The following is a 19,066-nucleotide window of genomic DNA, read 5'->3' as shown; positions in this document are numbered from 1 at the left end:
TTATAAATAGCCAGCATAGAAGTTTATTAAACGTAGTTGATCGTTTTAAATTTTGGATAAATTTTCATGTGGGGTTTTTAATCTGTTAATTGCATCGATATAAGCGTTAGCACTTGCAACGATAATATCAACATTAATAGCTCTGCCTTGGAATAACGATCCTTTCTTTCTAATTTTAACAAATACTTCTCCAATTGAATCTTTTCCTTGTGAAATGGAGTTGATTTTATAATCGACTAATTCGGTATCCTCCAACTGAAGAGCACCATCTATTCCTTTATAAAGAGCATCAATCGGACCATTTCCTTCACCAATTCCTTCAATTAAAGAGCCGTCGCTATGCACGATATTAACGAATGCTCGATATTGATTATCTGTAAGTATTTGTAAACTGAAGTCTTTAAATGAATATAAAGAATGCTTTTCTTTTGTCGTCTGTGTTTCTAACAAAGCGATAATATCCTCATCAAAAATTTCCTTTTTACGATCGGCAAGATCTTTATACTTTTTGAAAACTTCTCTAAGCTGCTCATCGTTAACAAAATAACCGAGCTCTTCATATCTCTTTTTAAGCGCATTTCTGCCAGAGAGTTTGCCTAATACTAACTTAGTCTCATGAAAACCAATACTTTCAGGCTTCATAATTTCATAGGTAGATTTATCTTTAATAACCCCATCCTGATGGATACCAGAAGAATGAGCAAATGCATTTCCACCTATAACCGCTTTGTTAGGAGGAATAGCAATGCCTGTAAGTCTACTTACTAATTTACTTGTTCTAGCCACTTCTTTCAAATCAATCCCTGTTTCTTTATGATAATAATCCTTTCGAGTTTCTAATAAAGCAGCTACTTCTTCAAGAGCTACATTTCCTGCTCGTTCACCAATCCCATTTATACAGCCTTCAACTTGTGTAACCCCCGCTTTAATGGCCGCAATACTATTACTTAATGCTAAACCAAGATCATCATGACAATGACAGCTTAAGCGTACGTTTTCAATTCCTGCTGTATTTTCCTTAATATATTGAAATTGCTTGATATATTCTTCAGGAGTTGTGTAACCGACTGTATCAGGGAAATTCAAAACAGTTGCGCCTGCTTCAATCACTTTTTCGGCTACTTCACAAAGAAAATCTAATTCGGTACGTGTAGAGTCTTCACAGGAGAATTCAATATGTTTAAAATGTTTGGCTGCATAAGAGACACTTTCGACCGCTTTGGCTACTACTTGTTCTTTTGTCAATCCTAGTTTACGTTCTCGATGAATCGGGGAAGTAGCTATAAAAATATGAATACCTGTATTATCAATATCTCCAATAGCATTTATTACTGCATCAATATCTTCTTTATTTGTTCGAGCGAGGCTGACTACCATTGGTTTAGAAACAGCTTGTGCGACTGCTCTAATAGCTTGTGCGTCCCCAGGCGATGCAGCAGCAAATCCCGCCTCAATAATATCGATTCCTAGCTTTTCTAATCGTAGTGCAATTTCCACCTTTTCTTCTTGATTAAGATTCACCCCAGGTGTTTGTTCACCATCTCTTAATGTAGTATCAAAAAAATAAACTCTTTTATTCTCCATCATGAAACCCCCTTTTCAATTAATCACCTATTACGGATATCATTATCCATTTTTTGTATAAAATGTATACTACTACAATTTTTTAGGGGATTCAAGTATTTTATCAATCTCCAAAACATATATTCAAGCTATTTTTTGAATGAGTACGGTCGTGATTTCTTATATAGATATGTATTTAAATGATCCCTATAGCCGTATGAACAATAATTATTTCACTCTTATGAATGTTTTGAATTGGAAATATATTCAAAAGTCTGATAATGTTAAATAATGTTAATTAAATTGTAGAAAAAGGAGAGGAGGATAAATTATAGTTAGGAAATAAAAGATGGGGCCCCTTGTTGGTTGTTTTAAAAGTAGACTAGGCATACATGTCGACAAGGTCTTGTCTATAGAGAAATAGGGAAGTAATGTTTGAAAGCGCCTTCTTAAATAGTTAAAGTCTATCTGTTAACACAGAATAAAATTATACGGTCTGAGGTGAACTAGATTGCAAGCTTTAGAGGGAATCAAAGTATTAGATTTATCAAGAACATTAGCAGGTCCATTTAGTACGATGATGTTAGGTGATATGGGAGCAGATATTATTAAAGTGGAACAGCCATCTGTAGGTGATGAAACAAGAAGATTTACCCCGCCTACATGGAACGGTGAAAGTTGCTACTATCTCTCATCCAACCGAAATAAACGTAGTATTACGATTGATTTAAAATCTCCAGAAGGTAGAGACATTATATATAAATTAGTAAAAGAAGCTGATGTGCTGGTCGAGAACTTTAGAACAGGAACTATGGAGAAATTAGGATACGGCTATGAACAATTAAAAGAAATAAATCCACGATTAATTTACTGTTCGATTTCTGGATTTGGGCGTTCCGGACCTGAAAGGAACAGGCCAGGTTATGATCTATTATTACAAGGATTCAGCGGTTTAATGAGCGTAACCGGAGATCCCGAACGGCCGCCGGTGAAGACGGGAACTTCCACTGTGGATATTAATACAGGTATGTTTGCAGCATTTGGAGTTGTAACTGCGCTATTTGCTAGAGAGAAAAGTGGGAGAGGACAATTCATTGATACTAGTTTACTAGATAGTCAGGTCGCTATTTTAAATTATTTAGCTACTAATTTTTTTGCTACTGGACAAGTAGCGCAACGATATGGATCAGGGCATCCGACAATTGTTCCTTATCAAGCTTTTCAAGCCAAGGACATGGATATTATATTAGCGGTAGCGAATGATAGATTGTGGGAAAAGTGCTGTAAAGGCTTTGAATGGAATGACTTATTAGAGGATTCTAGATTTAAAATAAACGATGATCGAGTAGCTAATCGCGAATTACTTGTTGAAATGATTAATGAACGTCTATCCAAAATGGAAAGCAAGGAGATTTTTGAAAGAATGGAACACGCCGGAGTACCATGTGGACCTATTCATACTATCGATCAAATCATGACTCACCCACATGTAATCGCAAGAGAGATGGTCCTCGAAATTGAACATCCTGTTGTCAAAAATTTAAAAGTTCCTGGATTTCCAATTAAATTTTCTGAAACCCCTGCACAATTAAAAAAACATCCTCCTTTACTAGGAGAGCATACGCACGAAGTATTACTAGAATTAGGCTATTCAAAAGAGGAAATTGCGAATTTGGAACAAGGGAAAATTATTTAACTATTCATAAGAAGGAGTACAACCAATGAACTTAAACTTGAAAAATAGGGTCGCCATAGTAACAGGCGGCAGTAAGGGGATTGGCTTTGCAACAGCCCTATTATTAGCAAAAGAAGGGGCGAACGTTGCTATTTGCGGAAGAGATATCACGAAATTGCAAGAGGCCTCAGCAATTATTAAAGAGGCAACGGGAAGTGATGTCTATTATGCTTCAAAAGATGTGTCTATAAAGAGTGATTGTGAGGAGTTTGTTAGGGAGACGGCAGAGCATTTTGGCGGGGTTGATATATTAATTAACAATGCTGGTCAAAGCTCTGCACATTCATTTGAACTGGTTAATGAAGAAATGTGGAGAGCAGATCTAGATTTAAAGCTATTTGCTGCAATCTTTTGTTCGAATGCTGCGATTCCGTATATGAAAGAAAGAGGAGGTGGAGCAATTTTAAATGTCACAGCAACAATCGCTAAGACGGCTCCTGCCTCATCACTGCCAACGAGTGTGAGCAGAGCAGCAGGAATGACTTTAACAAATGCAATGAGCAAAGATTTAGCTAAATATAATATACGAGTGAACACAGTTTGTATTGGATTAATTAGAAGTGAGCAAATAGAAAGAAAGTGGAAAAGAGATTATGGTCATTTGTCGTGGGAGGAGTTTTCGAAATTAACTTCCCATAAAATCCCATTAGGGAGAATTGGTGAAACGGATGAGGCAGCTAATGTGATTAGTTTCTTAGTATCGGATGCTGCATCCTACGTCACAGGGACCTCCGTCAATATTGATGGGGGGAAAGGAGAGGCTTTATAAAGTTTGGAGTCTTAACTTTCCGTTGAGTGTGGAATACATTCAACAAGTCTTTGCTGTCCTGTTATTTTGTAGAAATGCTTTGCTTTTATAATGGCGAACGAAAGAGGTTGACCTAAAAGGTCGTTTCATAACGATGGGCTAGGTTAACCTCTTTCTGCTATTTGACTAGCCTGTTTTTGAAGGAAGGACATACGCCTCTGTGATGAAAAAGAAATGGTGATGCACTTCAAAACTGTCTCGAAAAAGAGACACTGTCCGATTTTTAAGACAATTAAACACAATAGTGTTTCCTTTCTGTAGCATTGAAATAGGAGAATCCTTGAAAGACATAGGTTGGTTTTGTTGGCATAGAAATTGCATGATTATATAGCAGCAATACTATAAAAAGGAGAGCGAGGGAAAAAGATGAGTAATCAAACTATTCATAAGGCGCAAGCAAGTCGTATTTATCCTTCTAATGAACATTTAATGTTTCGGGAATCATTAAGAAAATTCGTGGAAAAAGAAGTGGAGCCTTATTTTACACAATGGGAAGAAGAACGTTTAATACCTCGTGAATTATGGCTGAAACTAGGCAAACAGGGATTTCTTTGTCCTTTCGTTGATGAGAAATACGGAGGCATGGGGGTAGATTTTGGCTTTGCGGCTATTCTATCAGAGGAATTAGCTAGAGTAGGTACGGGACTTAGCGGAATAAGCCTACATAGTAATGTAGTTACTCCCTATCTCTCTTCTTTTGGGACAGAAGAGCAAAAGAAGAGGTTCTTACCAAAATTCGTTAGCGGCGAATTGATTTCCGCAATCGCTATGACTGAACCTGGAGCAGGATCAGATTTGCAAAATATTTCTACGACAGCTATTAAAGATGGTTCTGATTATATTGTCAATGGTCAAAAAACATTTATTACAAACGGAATCCTTTCTGATGTCGTATTAGTAGCCTGTAAAACAGATCCAAAAGCAACTCCTGCGCATCGTGGAGTAAGTCTGTTATTGATAGAAAGAGGAATGGCTGGTTTCTCGAGAGGTAGAAAGCTAGATAAGGTTGGCATGCACAGTCAAGATACAGCTGAATTAATCTTTGAAGATGTACGTGTTCCAGCTTCTAATCTTTTAGGAGAAGAAGGAAAAGGATTTCTTTATTTAATGGATAAATTGCAACAAGAACGCCTTCTCACTGCAATTGGAGGAATCGTTGCTGCAGAAGACATGTTAGACATAACGTTACAATATGTAAAAGAACGCCAAGCTTTTGGCAAACCAATTAGTAAATTTCAAAATACACAATTTAAACTAGCGGAAATTGCTACATTAGTTCAAATAGGTCGTACGTTTGTTGATGATTTAATTGTCAAGCATATGGCAGGTCAAAATATTGTTACGGAGGTATCTATGGCAAAATGGTGGCTTACTGACATGGCTAGACGGATTTCCGCAGAATGTATGCAGCTGCATGGCGGGTATGGCTATATGGAGGAATATAAGATTGCTAGAAGATACCGTGACGCAGCTGTCGCCCCTATTTATGCCGGATCGAATGAAATTATGAAGATTATTATCGCTAAGAACTTAGGAATGTAACCGTATTCAAATTTATTTAAGTTACGGTTAATGGCTTAAAATAAACGCTTTAATTGGGGGTAATTTAATGACGAAAAAGAGGCTTTTAATTTTCACAACGATTATGACTACTCTTTCTCTGCTAATAGCAGGCTGTAGTTCAAGTACTACAAACAGCTCAGAAAAAGAGGAGGACAAAAAAGTTACTTTGAAATTAGCGTCTTATTTTGCTGATACATCTCCTATTTATACAGCGGTAACAAAACCTTGGATGGAAAGAGTGACAGAGTTAACTGAAGGAAAAGTTGAATTTCAATATTTCCCTAGCGAACAATTAGGGAAAGCTCAAGATCTCTTGAAGTTAACGAAGGATGGTGTGGCTGATATTAGTATCTATCCAGCTAACTATTTCCCAGATAATATGCCTTATAGTCATATGATAGCAGGTCTTCCGAATCTTAGTGAGACATCAAATCAAGGAACTCTCGCTTATCGTGACTTGTTGCAAGAAAGCTCGACATTATTAGAAAAAGATTACTTAAATAATGGAGTTAGGCCTGTTTTGACTCATGTATCTCCTCCGAACGAAATTTGGACAACAGGGGAGGAAATTCGTGTACCAGACGATTTAAAAGGCTTGAAGGTGAAAACAGCAGGAGGCATTACAAGTGAGATGTATAAATTTATGGGAGCAGTCCCTGTTACAATCTCTCATGGAGAAACGTATGAAGCTCTTGATAAAGGAGTTATCCAAGCGGCTAATTACTACTCTATGGCTGTAAAAAGTTCTGGTGCAGAAGAAATTCTTAATTATGGAGTTTTTCCACATGTTGGATCTGTTATACACGGATTAGTCGTTAATGAAAAGGTTTGGCAAGGACTCTCTGAGGATACACAGAAAGCGATGATTCAAGCGGGAGAAGAAATTATGGAATCAGCAGGAGAAATTTATAAGGAAGAAACGAATAAATTCAATGAGGAGTTCGTAAAAAACGGCGGAACGATAGCAGAATTAACAAAGAAAGAACAAGAGGAATGGACAAAGATAACAGAAGAATTTAATCAATCTTGGTTAGAAAAGAATAAATCTGACGGCCATTCGTATGAAGAAGTACTAAATCTGTATAAAGAAAAACTAGAAAAATATAAGTAAAAACTTAATCTTGAGTTAAAGAAGAGGTGACGCTTTGTGCTAGTGGAATCAATGGAAGATATGAGACAAATTTATGAAAACAGCCCGTTTAACAATTTTTTAGGCATTAAATTAGAAGAATTCGAGGAAGGGTCTGTCGTTTATTCTCTTAAAGTTACTCCGGCCCATTTAAACGTGAATCAAGGAGTACATGGAGGAGTGTATTTTAGTATTCTCGATTCAGTGATGGGGGCAACCATTCGTACAGTCATTAAACAATCTATTGTGACAGTGAATGTAACGATTAATTATTTTGCTCCAGTGGAAAATGGGGAAACAATGATTGCAAAAGCTAATGTTATTCAACATGGAAAAAGCATTATGACTGCAGAAGGAATAATTGAAGATTCTAATGGTCAATTATTAGCGAAAGCAACTGGCACCTTTAAAAGAATAAGAAACCGTTGAAAGATTTTAATAAGTAATAATTAATGAAACTTCTTGTATGTTACGTAATAGGGGGATTCAAATAGAAATAAAGAGGGTTCTATTGTTTTAGAATCCTTTTTATTTCTTTAAAATGTCCTGGATAGAATCAATGAAATTCTTCTATATTAAAATTTAACTATGTTAATGAATAGTGCTGATTCATATGATTTTTTGCTTAAGGCGTATGAAGTCCGCTTTTCAGAAAAGTTGAATCGTTTCTTTTCCTCCAAGAAACGAAGGAGGAACTTATAACTGTGTTATTTTCACAAGAGTTGAAACTGAATAATCATTTCCTTCATTTATAAGTGTCGAAAGGGGAATTAGATGAATCAATTAAAAGTTTCTTTATCTCAACAGCTACTTATTGGAGAGGCGTTAAAATGTGCTGCACATAATGTACCCGAGAGAGTCGCTTTTGTATATGGGCATCAACGATTAACTTATCAAGAACTACTTAAACGTGCTTCTCAGTTATCAGGATGGCTCCAAGAACAAGGCATCGGCAGGAATGACAAAGTGGGTTGTCTATTTAAAAACGGAATTCCCTTTGTAGAATTATATTTTGGGACGAGTTTAAATGGAAGTGTCTTCGTTCCAGTTAATTTCCGTTTAGTTGCTAGCGAAATTGAATATATTGTAAATAACTCAGACGTGAAAATATTATTTATTGAAGAAGAATTTATTGAGACCATCCGCCCGATAATAGATAAGCTTCCGCAACTCCAAATGATTGTAATAGTAGATACTGTAGAGAAAGAACTTGATTTCGATGCTATTTCATATGAAACCATTTTTGAAAATCCTGTAAGCTATCAAAGTATAGAGATATTAAATGACGAAGATGCCCATGTCATTATTTATACATCTGGAACGACTGGAAGGCCGAAAGGAGCAGTGCTGACACATAAAAATCTTTATATTAATGGTATGAACAAGCTATATCATAATTCTTCACCAAAAGGAACAAAACATTTAGTAATTCCTCCTCTTTTCCATATAGCAGCGTTATCTCTTTTAGTACAAAATTGTCTAACGGAAGGTACGATTGTTCTTCAGCGAGAATTCGAACCCGTAAACATTCTTGAAACCATTCAAAGTGAAAAAATCAATTCGATGTTCTTAGTCCCAGCAATGTGGAACTTTTTGTTCCAAGTTCCTAATCTATTAGATTATGACTTAAGTTCAATGAAAAATTGCTCGTTGGGCGGGGCTATTTGTCCTGTTGAAATAAAGAAACGCATTATGACAGTATTTAAAAACGCTAACGTATATGAAGCTTTTGGGCAAACGGAAATGAGCCCATCTACAACCTATTTGTATGGTGAAGATTCTCTTCGCAATAATAAAACAGCATCTGTTGGAAAACCATCCATTAACGTTCGAATTCGGATTGTAGATGATGAGATGAATGATGTACCTGTAGGAGAAGTTGGAGAAATTGTGTATCAAGGGCCAACTGTGATGAAGGAATACTATAAAAATATTGAAGCGACGAAAGAAGCTTTTAAAGGGGGATGGTTCCATAGCGGTGATTTAGTTCGGATGGATGAAGATGGCTATATTTATGTAGTCGATCGTAAAAAGGACATGATTATTAGCGGTGGCGAAAATATTTATCCTAAAGAACTTGAAGAAGTGCTCTATCGTCATCCCGACATTTTAGAAGCAGCTGTAATCGGCATTCCAGATTCAAGATGGGGAGAAACGGTTAAAGCATATATTGTATTAAAACCTGGAAAGCAATTAACGAAAGAACAAGTTATTGAATTTTGTAAGCAGCATATCGCCTCCTACAAGAAACCACGAATAATCGAATTTATAGATTCCCTTCCAAGAAATGCAGCCGGCAAAGTATTAAAAACGGTTTTACGCTCAAATGCTCAAGAAAATAAGGTTCATTAAGAAAATAGTTGAATGAACCAACGAAAGCCAATTTTATCTAAGGCTATTTTTTTACCTATCCTTGTCCATCATAATTGGTCCTTTTTAGTGGGGGAAATAGGGAATCACCTGTCATCCCATTATAAAGGGCTTTTTTATGACTTGTTCATTGACCCAAAAAATAAATGATTTATAAAACGGAGGGAAACAAATGCCAAATACTGCTGTATATGATATTCAAAAAACAAATCGTCCTTATTTCACGGAAGAACATATTATGTTTCAAGACTCTTTAAGGAGATTTTTAGAAAAAGAAGCTGTTCCTTTTTTTGAACAATGGGAAAAAGAAAGAATAGTCCCTCGAACGTTATGGAGAAAACTAGGTGAAAATGGATTTTTGTGCCCGGAAGTAAGTGAAGATTACGGCGGTGTCGGTGGTGATTTTGGTTTATCTATTATTCTATCTGAAGAATTAGGTCGAGTCGGGGCGGGGCTTTCTGGAATGGGAACACATAGTAATATCGTTGTCCCTTATTTAAATTCTTTTGGAACAGATGAACAAAAACAAAAGTATCTCCCTGGTTGTGTAAGCGGGGACATCATAACCGCTATTGCTATGACAGAACCGGGAGCGGGTTCAGATTTAGCTAATATTCGTACAACCGCTATTAAAGATGGTGATGATTATATTATTAATGGTCAGAAAACGTTTATTACAAATGGGATTCTCTCTGATTTAATCATTGTAGCCTGTAAAACGGATCCGCAAGCAAGTCCTCCGCATAAAGGGGTTAGTTTATTTTTAGTAGAAAGAGACACGCCAGGATTTTCAAGAGGAAGAAAATTAGATAAAGTCGGCATGCATTCTCAGGATACGGCTGAACTTATTTTCGAAGATGTTAAAGTCCCTGCTGCTAATCTGCTTGGTGAGGAAGGGCAAGGTTTTAAATATTTAATGGCTAAATTGCAGCAGGAACGTATTTTAGCAGCAATTGGAGGCCAGGTAGCTGCTGAAGATATGTTGGAGTTAACCCTCCAATATGTGAAAGAAAGAGAGGCCTTCGGCAAGCCAATTAGTAAGTTTCAGAATACCCAATTTACTCTAGCTGAAATAGCAACAGAAGTTCAGGTCGGGCGCACATTTATTGACCAGTTGGTTGTTAGACACCAAAATGGTGATGATATTGTAACAGAGGTTTCTATGGCGAAATGGTGGATTACGGATATGGCAAGAAGAATTTCTTCTCAATGTATGCAGCTGCACGGGGGATATGGGTATATGGAAGAATATAAAGTGGCTCGTCGTTATAGAGATATTGCCGTTTTTCCGATTTTTGCAGGAACAAATGAAATTATGAAAGTGATTATTGCAAAAAGAATGGGACTGTAACAAGTTTATCTACTTCTTAAAACACCGCTGAATATTAGTGGTGTTTTTTGTTGACAAAAAAAGTTTTTATATATAAAATAATAATCAAGAGGTGTAAATAAATGGAAAACGCTAAAGCTAAGGAAAAAAAGAAATATTCAGTACCAGCATTGGAAAATGCCTTTGGAATACTAAAGTTGCTCAGTCGTAAACGTTTTAGTGAAAGCACTGTAACGGAGATTGCTAATGCATTATCATTGAGTCCAGCCACTTGTTACAGGATTTTACAAAGTTTGGAAAATCTTTCAATTGTTCGATATTTAGAGGATAAAAAAAGATATACGCTCGGTCCATATCTCGTTGTTTTAGGGGAAAGAGCAAAGGAACATTTAGATTATATCTCTGTCATTATGCCTTATCTAGAAGACTTAACGAGACAAACAGGCATGACTTCGATTCTAGTTAATAAAATTGGTGAAGAAAAATTAGCAATTATAGCAAAATCAGAAGCTAGTGATTTTGGAGTAAGTGTATCAGTAGGAAGACATTTTTCAATTACTGACGGTTCATTTGGAATGTGCTTTTTAGCATATATGGATAAGGAATTACGAGAATATTATTTAAAACAAGCTCAAGGCTTAAAATCATTTTCAGAAGAGGACTTACAACTAATCGAAAGAGATATTGAGAATTTAAAGAAAACTGGGTATGCGATTACTTATGGCGAGTATATAAAAGGCTTGTGTGGCATAGCCGCTCCAATCTTTGATACTAGAAATAAAGTTGAAATGTCCATAGAGTTAATTGGTTTTACTTCTCAATTTGAGAGAGAAGATCTTCATGTAAAAGGCAGATTAATTAGAGAAGTTGCTGATGAAATCAGCAGGAAAATCAGGAGTTTTTAATCAACGTTGTAAGCGTGTTCAATAATACTATTATAAAGCTATTTGTCAAAGAAGAAAAATATTTGTTGAAAAGGAGTAATAATGTGGGAGCACTTAACGGAGTTAAAGTATTAGATCTATCAAGGCTACTTCCAGGACCTTATTGTTCATTGATAATGGCAGACTACGGCGCAGAAGTTATTAAGATTGAAGAACCAGGGCAAGGAGATTATATACGCTGGAGAAAGCCGGCCATTGAAGAAATTGGAGCCAGACATTTAACGGTAAATCGAAATAAAAAAAGTATTGAATTAAACCTTAAGACTGAAGAAGGCAAAGAGATTTTCAAGAAAATGGCTGAAAGCGCGGATGTTATTTTAGAAAGCTTTCGTCCAGGGGTCATGGATCGATTGGGTATCGGTTATGATGAAATTTCCAAGATTAATGAAGGAATTGTGTATTGTTCGTTAACAGGGTATGGACAAACTGGTCCTTATCGCCGCTTACCTGGACATGATATCAATTATATCGGTTACAGCGGCATATTAGGCTTGATTGGTGAGAAGGATGGAAAACCAGTCGTTCCAGGAGTTCAAATTGCTGATTTAGGCGGAGGAGCATTGATGGCGCTATCCGGCATTATGATGGCACTTTTTCATAAAGAAAAAACCGGAAAGGGTCAATATGTTGATGTATCGATGCTAGATGGTGCTGTTACATGGTTATATGCGGCACTCTCAGATTATTTCGCTTCGGGTTCCATTCCAGAAAGAGGGAAAACTCGTTTAGATGGCCACTTTGCTTTTTACAATGTCTACGAAACGAAAGATCAGAAATATCTTTCAGTTGGAGCATCGGAAAAGAAATTTTGGAAAGAAATTTGCGAATTAGTTGGAAAGCCCGAGTGGATTGAACTTCATGAAGGACCTGAAGACATTCAAGAACAATTAAAGAAAGATATGAGTGAATTATTTAAACAAAGGAATCAGCAAGAATGGCTGGATTTATTACAAACAAAAGATACATGTGTGGGACCTGTCTATAATATTGATGAAATCTTTTCAGATTCTCAAATTATTGAAAGAGAGTTATTTACTGAAATGAATCACCCTGTAGCGGGAATGATTAAGCAAATTGGATTCCCTATTAAATTTTCACATACGCCAGGAAAAATTCATTCTCATGCACCGATTCTTGGAGAGCATACCGAGGAAATTTTATCGGCATTAAATTACTCTAGAGCTAACATTGATGATTTTAGAAGTAAAGGAGTAATTGGTACTCATACGCCAGTTGGAAATTGAAATATCTGAAAATTAAAAAAGTATTGTGAGTTTTAATGTGAATGAGGAGGAAAGACAGTTATGGCATTTGTTGAATGGAAAAGAGTTGGAGAAACAGGCACTATTGCGGAAATTGTTTTAAATCGTCCAGAAGCGAGAAATGCATTTAACTCAGAAATGGCTGAACAAATTCTCGGAATTTTTCAAACGATAGCAAAAAGCGATGTTAGAGTCGTTTTGCTTACCTCTTCTAATCCAAAATCCTTTTGCTCTGGAGCTGATTTAAAAGAACGAAATAATATGACAGAAACAGAATGGCGTACGCAACATCAACTATTTCAAAATATGTTTAATAGTATACAAGATTTAAAACAACCTGTAATAGCTGTAGTCGATGGATATGCACTAGCCGGAGGATTTGAAATGATTTTAAACTGCGACATGATCGTAGCTGCAGAAACTGCAGCCTTTGGTTTACCTGAAGTAACACGAGGAATTATGCCTGGCGGCGGTGGTACAAGGCTATTATCTAAACGTATCGGAGTTCATCGAGCGAAAGAGTGGGTATGTACAGGGAAAATGGTTTCAGGTATAGAAGCTGATCGAGCGGGGCTTGTGAATATTCTAGCAAAATCAAGTGATATACGAGAAAAGGCGCTAGCGTTGGCGGATAAAATCTCTAGTAATGCTCCACTAGCTGTTCAAAATTGTAAAGCGGCTGTAGATGAAATATTCGGAATGCCGAATGAAGAGGCAAGAAAAATAGAAATAGATTATTACAACCGCTGTATTAATACGGAAGATCGATTGGAAGGAGTCCGTGCTTTTGTAGAAAAGCGTTCACCACAGTTTGTCGGTAAATGATTTAGTAGATTATAAATCAATAAAGGTAGGAAGTGAAAACATGATTTATGAAAATATTGACGTGACAACTGAAAATGGGGTTTGTACGGTTAAGCTAAATCGCCCCGAAGTGAGAAATGCACTAGGATTGGAAATGCGGGAAGAGTTAAAAGATTTTTTCACTTCTGTTAAACAGAATGATGAAGTAAAAGTCGTCGTTTTAACGGGTGAAGGGAAAGCGTTTTCAGCTGGAGGAGATTTAAGTGCATTAAAAGAAGTAGATGCTGTTTCAGGTAGAAAGAGACTGCAAGCTGGACATGAAATGATCCATTCGATAGTGAATTTAGAAAAGCCTGTTATTGCAGCAATTAATGGTGTGGCCGCAGGAGCGGGGGTCAGTCTAGCGGTAGCTTGTGACATGATTATAGCCAGCCGTTCCGCTGCTTTTATCCAAAGTTTTGCGAAAGTAGGATTAATACCTGACCTTGGAGCCATTCATTTTTTACCGAAACTAATAGGGCGTCATCGTGCATTAGAGCTTATGTTTTTAGGAGAAAAAGTATCTGCTGAACAGGCACAAAATATTGGCATGATTAATCGTGTTGTTGAGGATGAACAACTAATGGATGAAGTGTATGGTTTAGCCTTACAGCTTGCGGAAGGACCAGATATGGCATTAGGGTTTATGAAGAAATTGGTCAATCGGAGTGTTTTAGCGGATCTTGATGAAACGCTAGAATTGGAAGGGTTTGCACAAGCTATGTGTTTTGAATCAAAGGATTTCAAAGAGGGTGTTCAGGCTTTTTTCGAAAAACGTAAACCGGTGTTTAATCAATAAAAATACATGATTATTGAGGAGGTACTACATATGACTAGTACAAGTGTAAAAGAAAATGTTCAATTTCATGAAGAACTAAGACAAAGTGTTCGCAATGTTTGCAGCCAATTCCCAGATTCCTATTGGAGAGAGTTAGACGCCAAATTAGCTTATCCTGAAGAATTCGTTAACGAGATTACAAGAAACGGATTTTTAGCGGCTCTTATTCCAGAAGAGTATGGCGGTTCTGGCCTTGGAATTACAGAAGCTTCTATTATATTAGAAGAAATTAATCGTTCAGGAGGCAATGCAGGAGCTTGTCATGCTCAAATGTATACAATGGGTACATTGCTTCGTCACGGAAGCGCAGAACAAAAAGCGAAATATTTACCTAAAATTGCAGATGGATCTCTTAGATTACAAGCATTTGGTGTAACAGAACCAAATACGGGGACAGATACAACAAAATTAAAAACATTTGCAGAACGTAAAGGTGATAAATATATCGTGAATGGACAAAAAGTCTTTATCTCACGCGCAGAACATTCTGATTTGATGATTTTATTAGTTCGTACAACCCCAATTGAACAAGTGAAAAAGAAGACAGAAGGCTTATCGGTTTTACTAGTGGATCTTAAAGAAGCTGTTGGAAACGGGCTTACAATTCGTCCGCTTCGTACGATGATGAATCATGCTACTACTGAGTTATTTATAGAAGATTTAGAAGTTCCAGTTGAAAACCTTATCGGAGAAGAAGGAAAAGGCTTTAAGTATATTTTAGATGGTATGAATGCAGAACGTATATTAATTGCGGCAGAGTGTATTGGGGATGGTCGCTGGTTCATTGAGCGCGCCACTAATTATGCCAATGAGCGAATCGTTTTCAGTCGACAAATCGGGCAAAACCAAGGGGTACAATTTCCAATTGCTCGAGCACATGTAAATATTGAAGCGGCAGATCTTATGCGCTTTAAAGCAGCGAAGCTATTTGATTCAGGTGAAAAATGTGCAGCGGAAGCTAATATGTCGAAACTTCTTGCCGCAGACGCTTCATGGGAAGCGGCAAACGTTGCCCTGCAAACACATGGTGGTTTTGGATTTGCGGAAGAGTACGATGTGGAACGAAAATTTAAAGAAACTAGATTATATCAGGTAGCGCCTATTTCAACGAATTTAATACTTTCTTATGTTGCAGAGCACGTGCTAGGGTTGCCAAGGTCGTATTAATTTAGGGAGATGATCCTTTGTTTATTCCTAAGGAAGTTGAAATTATTGAAGTTGGACCACGTGATGGTTTGCAAAACGAACCGCTAGCTATATCGACAGAACAGAAAAAGGAACTAATTGCAAGGCTCGCTAAAGCAGGATTTTCGCGCATGGAAACAACATCCTTTGTACATCCAAAGTGGGTTCCGCAAATGGCTGATTGTGAAGAAATTGCTCGTTATTGTAATGAGCTTGGGATTACCTATATCGCTCTAACTCCAAATATGAAAGCCTTGGAGAGAGCGATTGCTGCAACAGTCCCGCAAATGGCCGTTTTTATTGGGGCAAGTTCCGAATTTAATAAAAGGAATATTAATAAAACGACTTCAGAATCTTTGGCTGAATGCGAGCCGATGTTTGCTAGAGCAAAGCAAGAAGGAATGTTCATCCGTGCTTATATATCAATGGCCTTTACTTGTCCGTTCCAAGGTGAAGTGACATTTGATGAAGTGAAAGAAGTTTGTAATCGCTTTATACAGCTTGGAGCAGATGAAATTGATGTAGGAGACACGAATGGGCAAGCAGATCCAAAGATGGTGTATGAGCGTTTTTCTAGATTGCGAGATTTATATCCGGATACTACGTTTGTTGGACATTTCCATGATACAGAAAAAATGGCGCTAGCAAATGTAATTGCTGCCATACAAGCAGGGATTACAAAATTTGATAGTTCCATTGGAGGGCTTGGCGGTTGTCCCTATTCCCCAGGGGCAACGGGTAATGTTGCGACAGAGGAATTAGTAAATATGCTTATACGAATGGGATGCGAGACAAATCTTAATTTCGGTGAACTAGTAAACGTGAGTCCTTTTGCTAAAAGTCTTTCAAGTCGAATATAAACTATACTATAAAGATAAGAATAGGAGAACTTAATATGAGAAATGCCGTCATTATTGATTCTGTCCGTACTGCAGTAGGGCGTATGGGAGGAACGTTAAAAGATATCGAGGTGGATTATTTAGCGGCCAAAGTGTTAGACGAAATTTTGGTGCGTACTGGAATCGATAAAAGTCATGTAGATGAAGTGATTCTTGGTCAAGCAAAACAAAGTACAGATGCTCCCAATTTAGCTCGTTTGGCCCTTTTACGTGCTGGGCTTCCTATTGAAATAACTGGGTACACGGTTCATCGTCAATGTGGCTCTGGAATTCAAGCAATGAATAATGGTGCACAACAAATTATGTGCGGATTATCAGATATCATCATTGCTGGCGGTGCTGAAAGTATGAGTACAGCACCATACTATCTTCGAAATGCTCGATATGGATTTGGAGTAGGAAATGCTGAAATTCTTGATTCAAATACGGAAAGTCAGCCCCGGGCACAGCCGATTGAAACTTACGGCCATTTAACGATGGGGATGACAGCAGAGAATTTAGCTGAACAATACTCTATATCTCGAACAGAACAAGATGAATTTGCACTTAGAAGTCAAGAAAATGCTCAAAGAGCGATTTCTACAGGTTTATTTACCGATCAAATTGTTCCTTTTGAAGTCAAGACAAAAACAGGAACGATAGAGTTTAAGGTCGATGAACATCCAAGAGCAACGAGCATGGAAAAGCTATCTCAGTTAAAGCCCGTTTTCAAAGAAAATGGGACGGTCACTGCAGGAAATACAAGTGGTCGTAACGATGGGGCAGGAGTTGTACTACTCATGTCGGAGGAAGCAGCTGAACGCTATGAAAAGAAACCAAAAGCTAAAATTATTGCTCAGGCTGTCGCCGGTGTATCGCCAGAAATTATGGGAATCGGACCTGCACCTGCCACACGCAAAGCATTGAAACAAGCGGGTTTAACATTAGACGATATCGGTCTGATCGAATTGAATGAGGCCTTTGCTGCTCAATCGCTGGCTGTTATTAAAGAACTAGAATTGGATATGAATCGAGTAAACGTCAACGGAGGTGCCATTGCTTTAGGGCATCCACTAGGAGGTACCGGTGGAGTACTTATGACAAAGCTGCTTCATGAAATGGAACGACGTGGAGAAAAGTACGGATTAGTTACATTTTGTATTGGTGGTGGTTTAGGTATAACAACGATAGTTGAAAATTTACAAGTTTAATAATAAAACTGTTAATTAAGATGTTTTATTTACTATCTAACATTACGGAGATGAATAATCATGAAAACGAAAGAATGGGGTGCCATATACAATGCTAGACTAACGAGTGTCGAGCAAGCGATCAATAGGATACAGTCAGGTCAAAAAGTATTCCTTGCACCTTTTTGTAACGAACCACAAACGTTAGTAGAAGAACTCGTTCAACAAAAGAATCGTTTACAAGATGTATTTCTATATAATCTTGTGATTGGCAGTCCATGTTTATATGCAGATCCAGATTGTCACTCACATTTTAAAATTCGTACCTTTTTAAGCTCTTCTCTTTTAAAAAGCGCATTTTTAAATCAAGTGTGCGACTATGTTCCTGTAAATCTTTCAGAAATTCCGCACTGGATTCATCAAGAGAACATAGATATAGCTCTTGTACAAGTTTCACCTCCAAATGATGAAGGATATTGCAACCTAGGTATATCCGTAGATGCTGTACAAACACTGATTAAGCAAGCAACGGTCGTCATTGCACAAGTGAATAACCAACTTCCGCTTACTTACGGAGATACTCTCGTACATGTATCAGAAATTGATCATTTTGTTGTTTCTAATCGACCATTACTTAGCGTTCCTGATGGAAAACCATCTGACGAGGAGCTGACGATTGGAAAATACGTCGCAGAACTTATACCGGATTACGCAACGATTCAAGTAGGACTTGGTAAGATTGCAAAGAGTGTTTTATTATCTCTTACATCAAAAAAAGGATTAGGTGTTCATTCAGGATCAATCACCGATCCCGTTACAGAGTTGATTGATCTTGGTGTGATTACAAATGAGCGAAAAGAGATTAATCCTTACAAAACAGTATGTGCAACGCTAACTGGTACAGAAACATTATATAAATATGCCCATCAGAATCCAAACATACAATTGTTCCCCACAGATTATACTCACAATGCTGCAATTATTTCAAAAATAAGTAATTTCCATTCTATCAATTCGGCGCTTGAAGTCGATATATTCGGTCAAATTAATGCTGAGCAGGTTAGCAGCTATCCAGTAGCTGGTGTTGGCGGCCAAATGGATTTCATTCATGGAGCGAGGCTCTCACAAGGTGGAAAGGCTATCATAGCACTTCCTTCTACAGCGAAGAGAGGAACTGAATCACGCATTAAAATTAAGCTTCCATATGTTACGTCCATCAAATCTGAAATCGATTATGTTGTGACCGAATATGGAATTGCTAAATTGTTTGGAAAATCGCTCACTGAAAGAGCACAGGCTTTAATTCATATAGCACATCCTGATTTCCGTGAAGCACTTTCTCATGAATTTGAGCAAAGCCTATCTGTGAAAGCTTAAATGATATAACAGGACCTTGACCGACTATTAATAGTATAAAAGGGAGGGAAA

The 19,066-nt window shown here is 37.3% G+C and carries 16 protein-coding genes; 15 read left to right on the top strand and 1 reads right to left on the bottom strand.

All coding sequences use genetic code 11. The features are described from left to right. Positions 1–45: 45 nt before the first annotated feature. Entirely contained in the window at positions 46–1,584 is a 1,539-nt protein-coding gene (locus tag ACE199_RS16400) for a 2-isopropylmalate synthase (RefSeq protein ID WP_375350755.1), read from the bottom strand. Positions 1,585–2,074: 490 nt separating this feature from the next. On the opposite strand from ACE199_RS16400, the gene ACE199_RS16395 reads away from it, so the two are divergent. The 15 genes from ACE199_RS16395 to ACE199_RS16325 all read left to right on the top strand — a co-directional run bounded on the left by ACE199_RS16395 (position 2,075) and on the right by ACE199_RS16325 (position 19,015). Continuing rightward, positions 2,075–3,259 (top strand): CaiB/BaiF CoA transferase family protein, encoded by a 1,185-nt coding sequence (locus ACE199_RS16395; RefSeq protein ID WP_375350753.1) that lies wholly within the window; start codon positions 2,075–2,077, stop codon positions 3,257–3,259. 25 nt (positions 3,260–3,284) lie between these two features. After that, entirely contained in the window at positions 3,285–4,067 is a 783-nt protein-coding gene (locus tag ACE199_RS16390; RefSeq protein WP_375350751.1) for an SDR family NAD(P)-dependent oxidoreductase, read from the top strand. Positions 4,068–4,472: 405 nt separating this feature from the next. After that, positions 4,473–5,648, top strand: coding sequence for an acyl-CoA dehydrogenase family protein (locus ACE199_RS16385; RefSeq protein WP_375350750.1), 1,176 nt, complete (start codon positions 4,473–4,475; stop codon positions 5,646–5,648). Between the two features lie 67 nt (positions 5,649–5,715). Further along, positions 5,716–6,780, top strand: a complete 1,065-nt coding sequence (dctP, locus tag ACE199_RS16380; protein ID WP_375350749.1) for a TRAP transporter substrate-binding protein DctP — start codon at positions 5,716–5,718, stop codon at positions 6,778–6,780. 36 nt (positions 6,781–6,816) lie between these two features. Beyond that, complete coding sequence (locus ACE199_RS16375; RefSeq protein ID WP_375350748.1) at positions 6,817–7,227, top strand: PaaI family thioesterase; 411 nt, start codon at positions 6,817–6,819, stop codon at positions 7,225–7,227. A 345-nt stretch (positions 7,228–7,572) separates the two neighbouring features. Then, entirely contained in the window at positions 7,573–9,150 is a 1,578-nt protein-coding gene (locus ACE199_RS16370; RefSeq protein WP_375350747.1) for a class I adenylate-forming enzyme family protein, read from the top strand. A gap of 190 nt (positions 9,151–9,340) precedes the next feature. Continuing rightward, positions 9,341–10,519: an acyl-CoA dehydrogenase family protein gene (locus ACE199_RS16365; RefSeq protein WP_375350746.1), complete on the top strand. Its 1,179-nt coding sequence runs from the start codon at positions 9,341–9,343 to the stop codon at positions 10,517–10,519. Between the two features lie 101 nt (positions 10,520–10,620). After that, positions 10,621–11,403 (top strand): IclR family transcriptional regulator, encoded by a 783-nt coding sequence (locus ACE199_RS16360; protein WP_252295107.1) that lies wholly within the window; start codon positions 10,621–10,623, stop codon positions 11,401–11,403. 83 nt (positions 11,404–11,486) lie between these two features. Beyond that, the gene (locus ACE199_RS16355; RefSeq protein ID WP_375350745.1) at positions 11,487–12,686 is read left to right on the top strand and encodes a CaiB/BaiF CoA transferase family protein; all 1,200 of its coding nucleotides are present in this window, start codon (positions 11,487–11,489) and stop codon (positions 12,684–12,686) included. 60 nt (positions 12,687–12,746) lie between these two features. Beyond that, a complete protein-coding gene (locus ACE199_RS16350) occupies positions 12,747–13,529 on the top strand; it encodes an enoyl-CoA hydratase/isomerase family protein (protein WP_375350744.1) in 783 nt (260 codons plus the stop codon). A 40-nt stretch (positions 13,530–13,569) separates the two neighbouring features. Then, the gene (locus ACE199_RS16345) at positions 13,570–14,346 is read left to right on the top strand and encodes an enoyl-CoA hydratase/isomerase family protein (RefSeq protein ID WP_375350743.1); all 777 of its coding nucleotides are present in this window, start codon (positions 13,570–13,572) and stop codon (positions 14,344–14,346) included. Between the two features lie 30 nt (positions 14,347–14,376). Continuing rightward, entirely contained in the window at positions 14,377–15,552 is a 1,176-nt protein-coding gene (locus ACE199_RS16340) for an acyl-CoA dehydrogenase family protein (protein WP_375350742.1), read from the top strand. 17 nt (positions 15,553–15,569) lie between these two features. After that, positions 15,570–16,430 carry a hydroxymethylglutaryl-CoA lyase gene (locus ACE199_RS16335; protein WP_375350741.1) on the top strand — a complete coding sequence of 287 codons (861 nt, stop codon included), beginning with the start codon at positions 15,570–15,572 and terminating at the stop codon, positions 16,428–16,430. A gap of 35 nt (positions 16,431–16,465) precedes the next feature. Continuing rightward, a complete protein-coding gene (locus tag ACE199_RS16330; protein WP_375350740.1) occupies positions 16,466–17,659 on the top strand; it encodes a thiolase family protein in 1,194 nt (397 codons plus the stop codon). 60 nt (positions 17,660–17,719) lie between these two features. Continuing rightward, positions 17,720–19,015: an acetyl-CoA hydrolase/transferase family protein gene (locus tag ACE199_RS16325; protein ID WP_375350739.1), complete on the top strand. Its 1,296-nt coding sequence runs from the start codon at positions 17,720–17,722 to the stop codon at positions 19,013–19,015. The last annotated feature ends 51 nt before the right edge of the window (positions 19,016–19,066 follow it).

Source organism: Peribacillus sp. Hz7, assembly GCF_042136355.1.
GTDB lineage: Bacteria > Bacillota > Bacilli > Bacillales > DSM-1321 > Peribacillus > Peribacillus asahii_A.
This window is presented reverse-complemented; position numbering and strand designations above follow the sequence as displayed.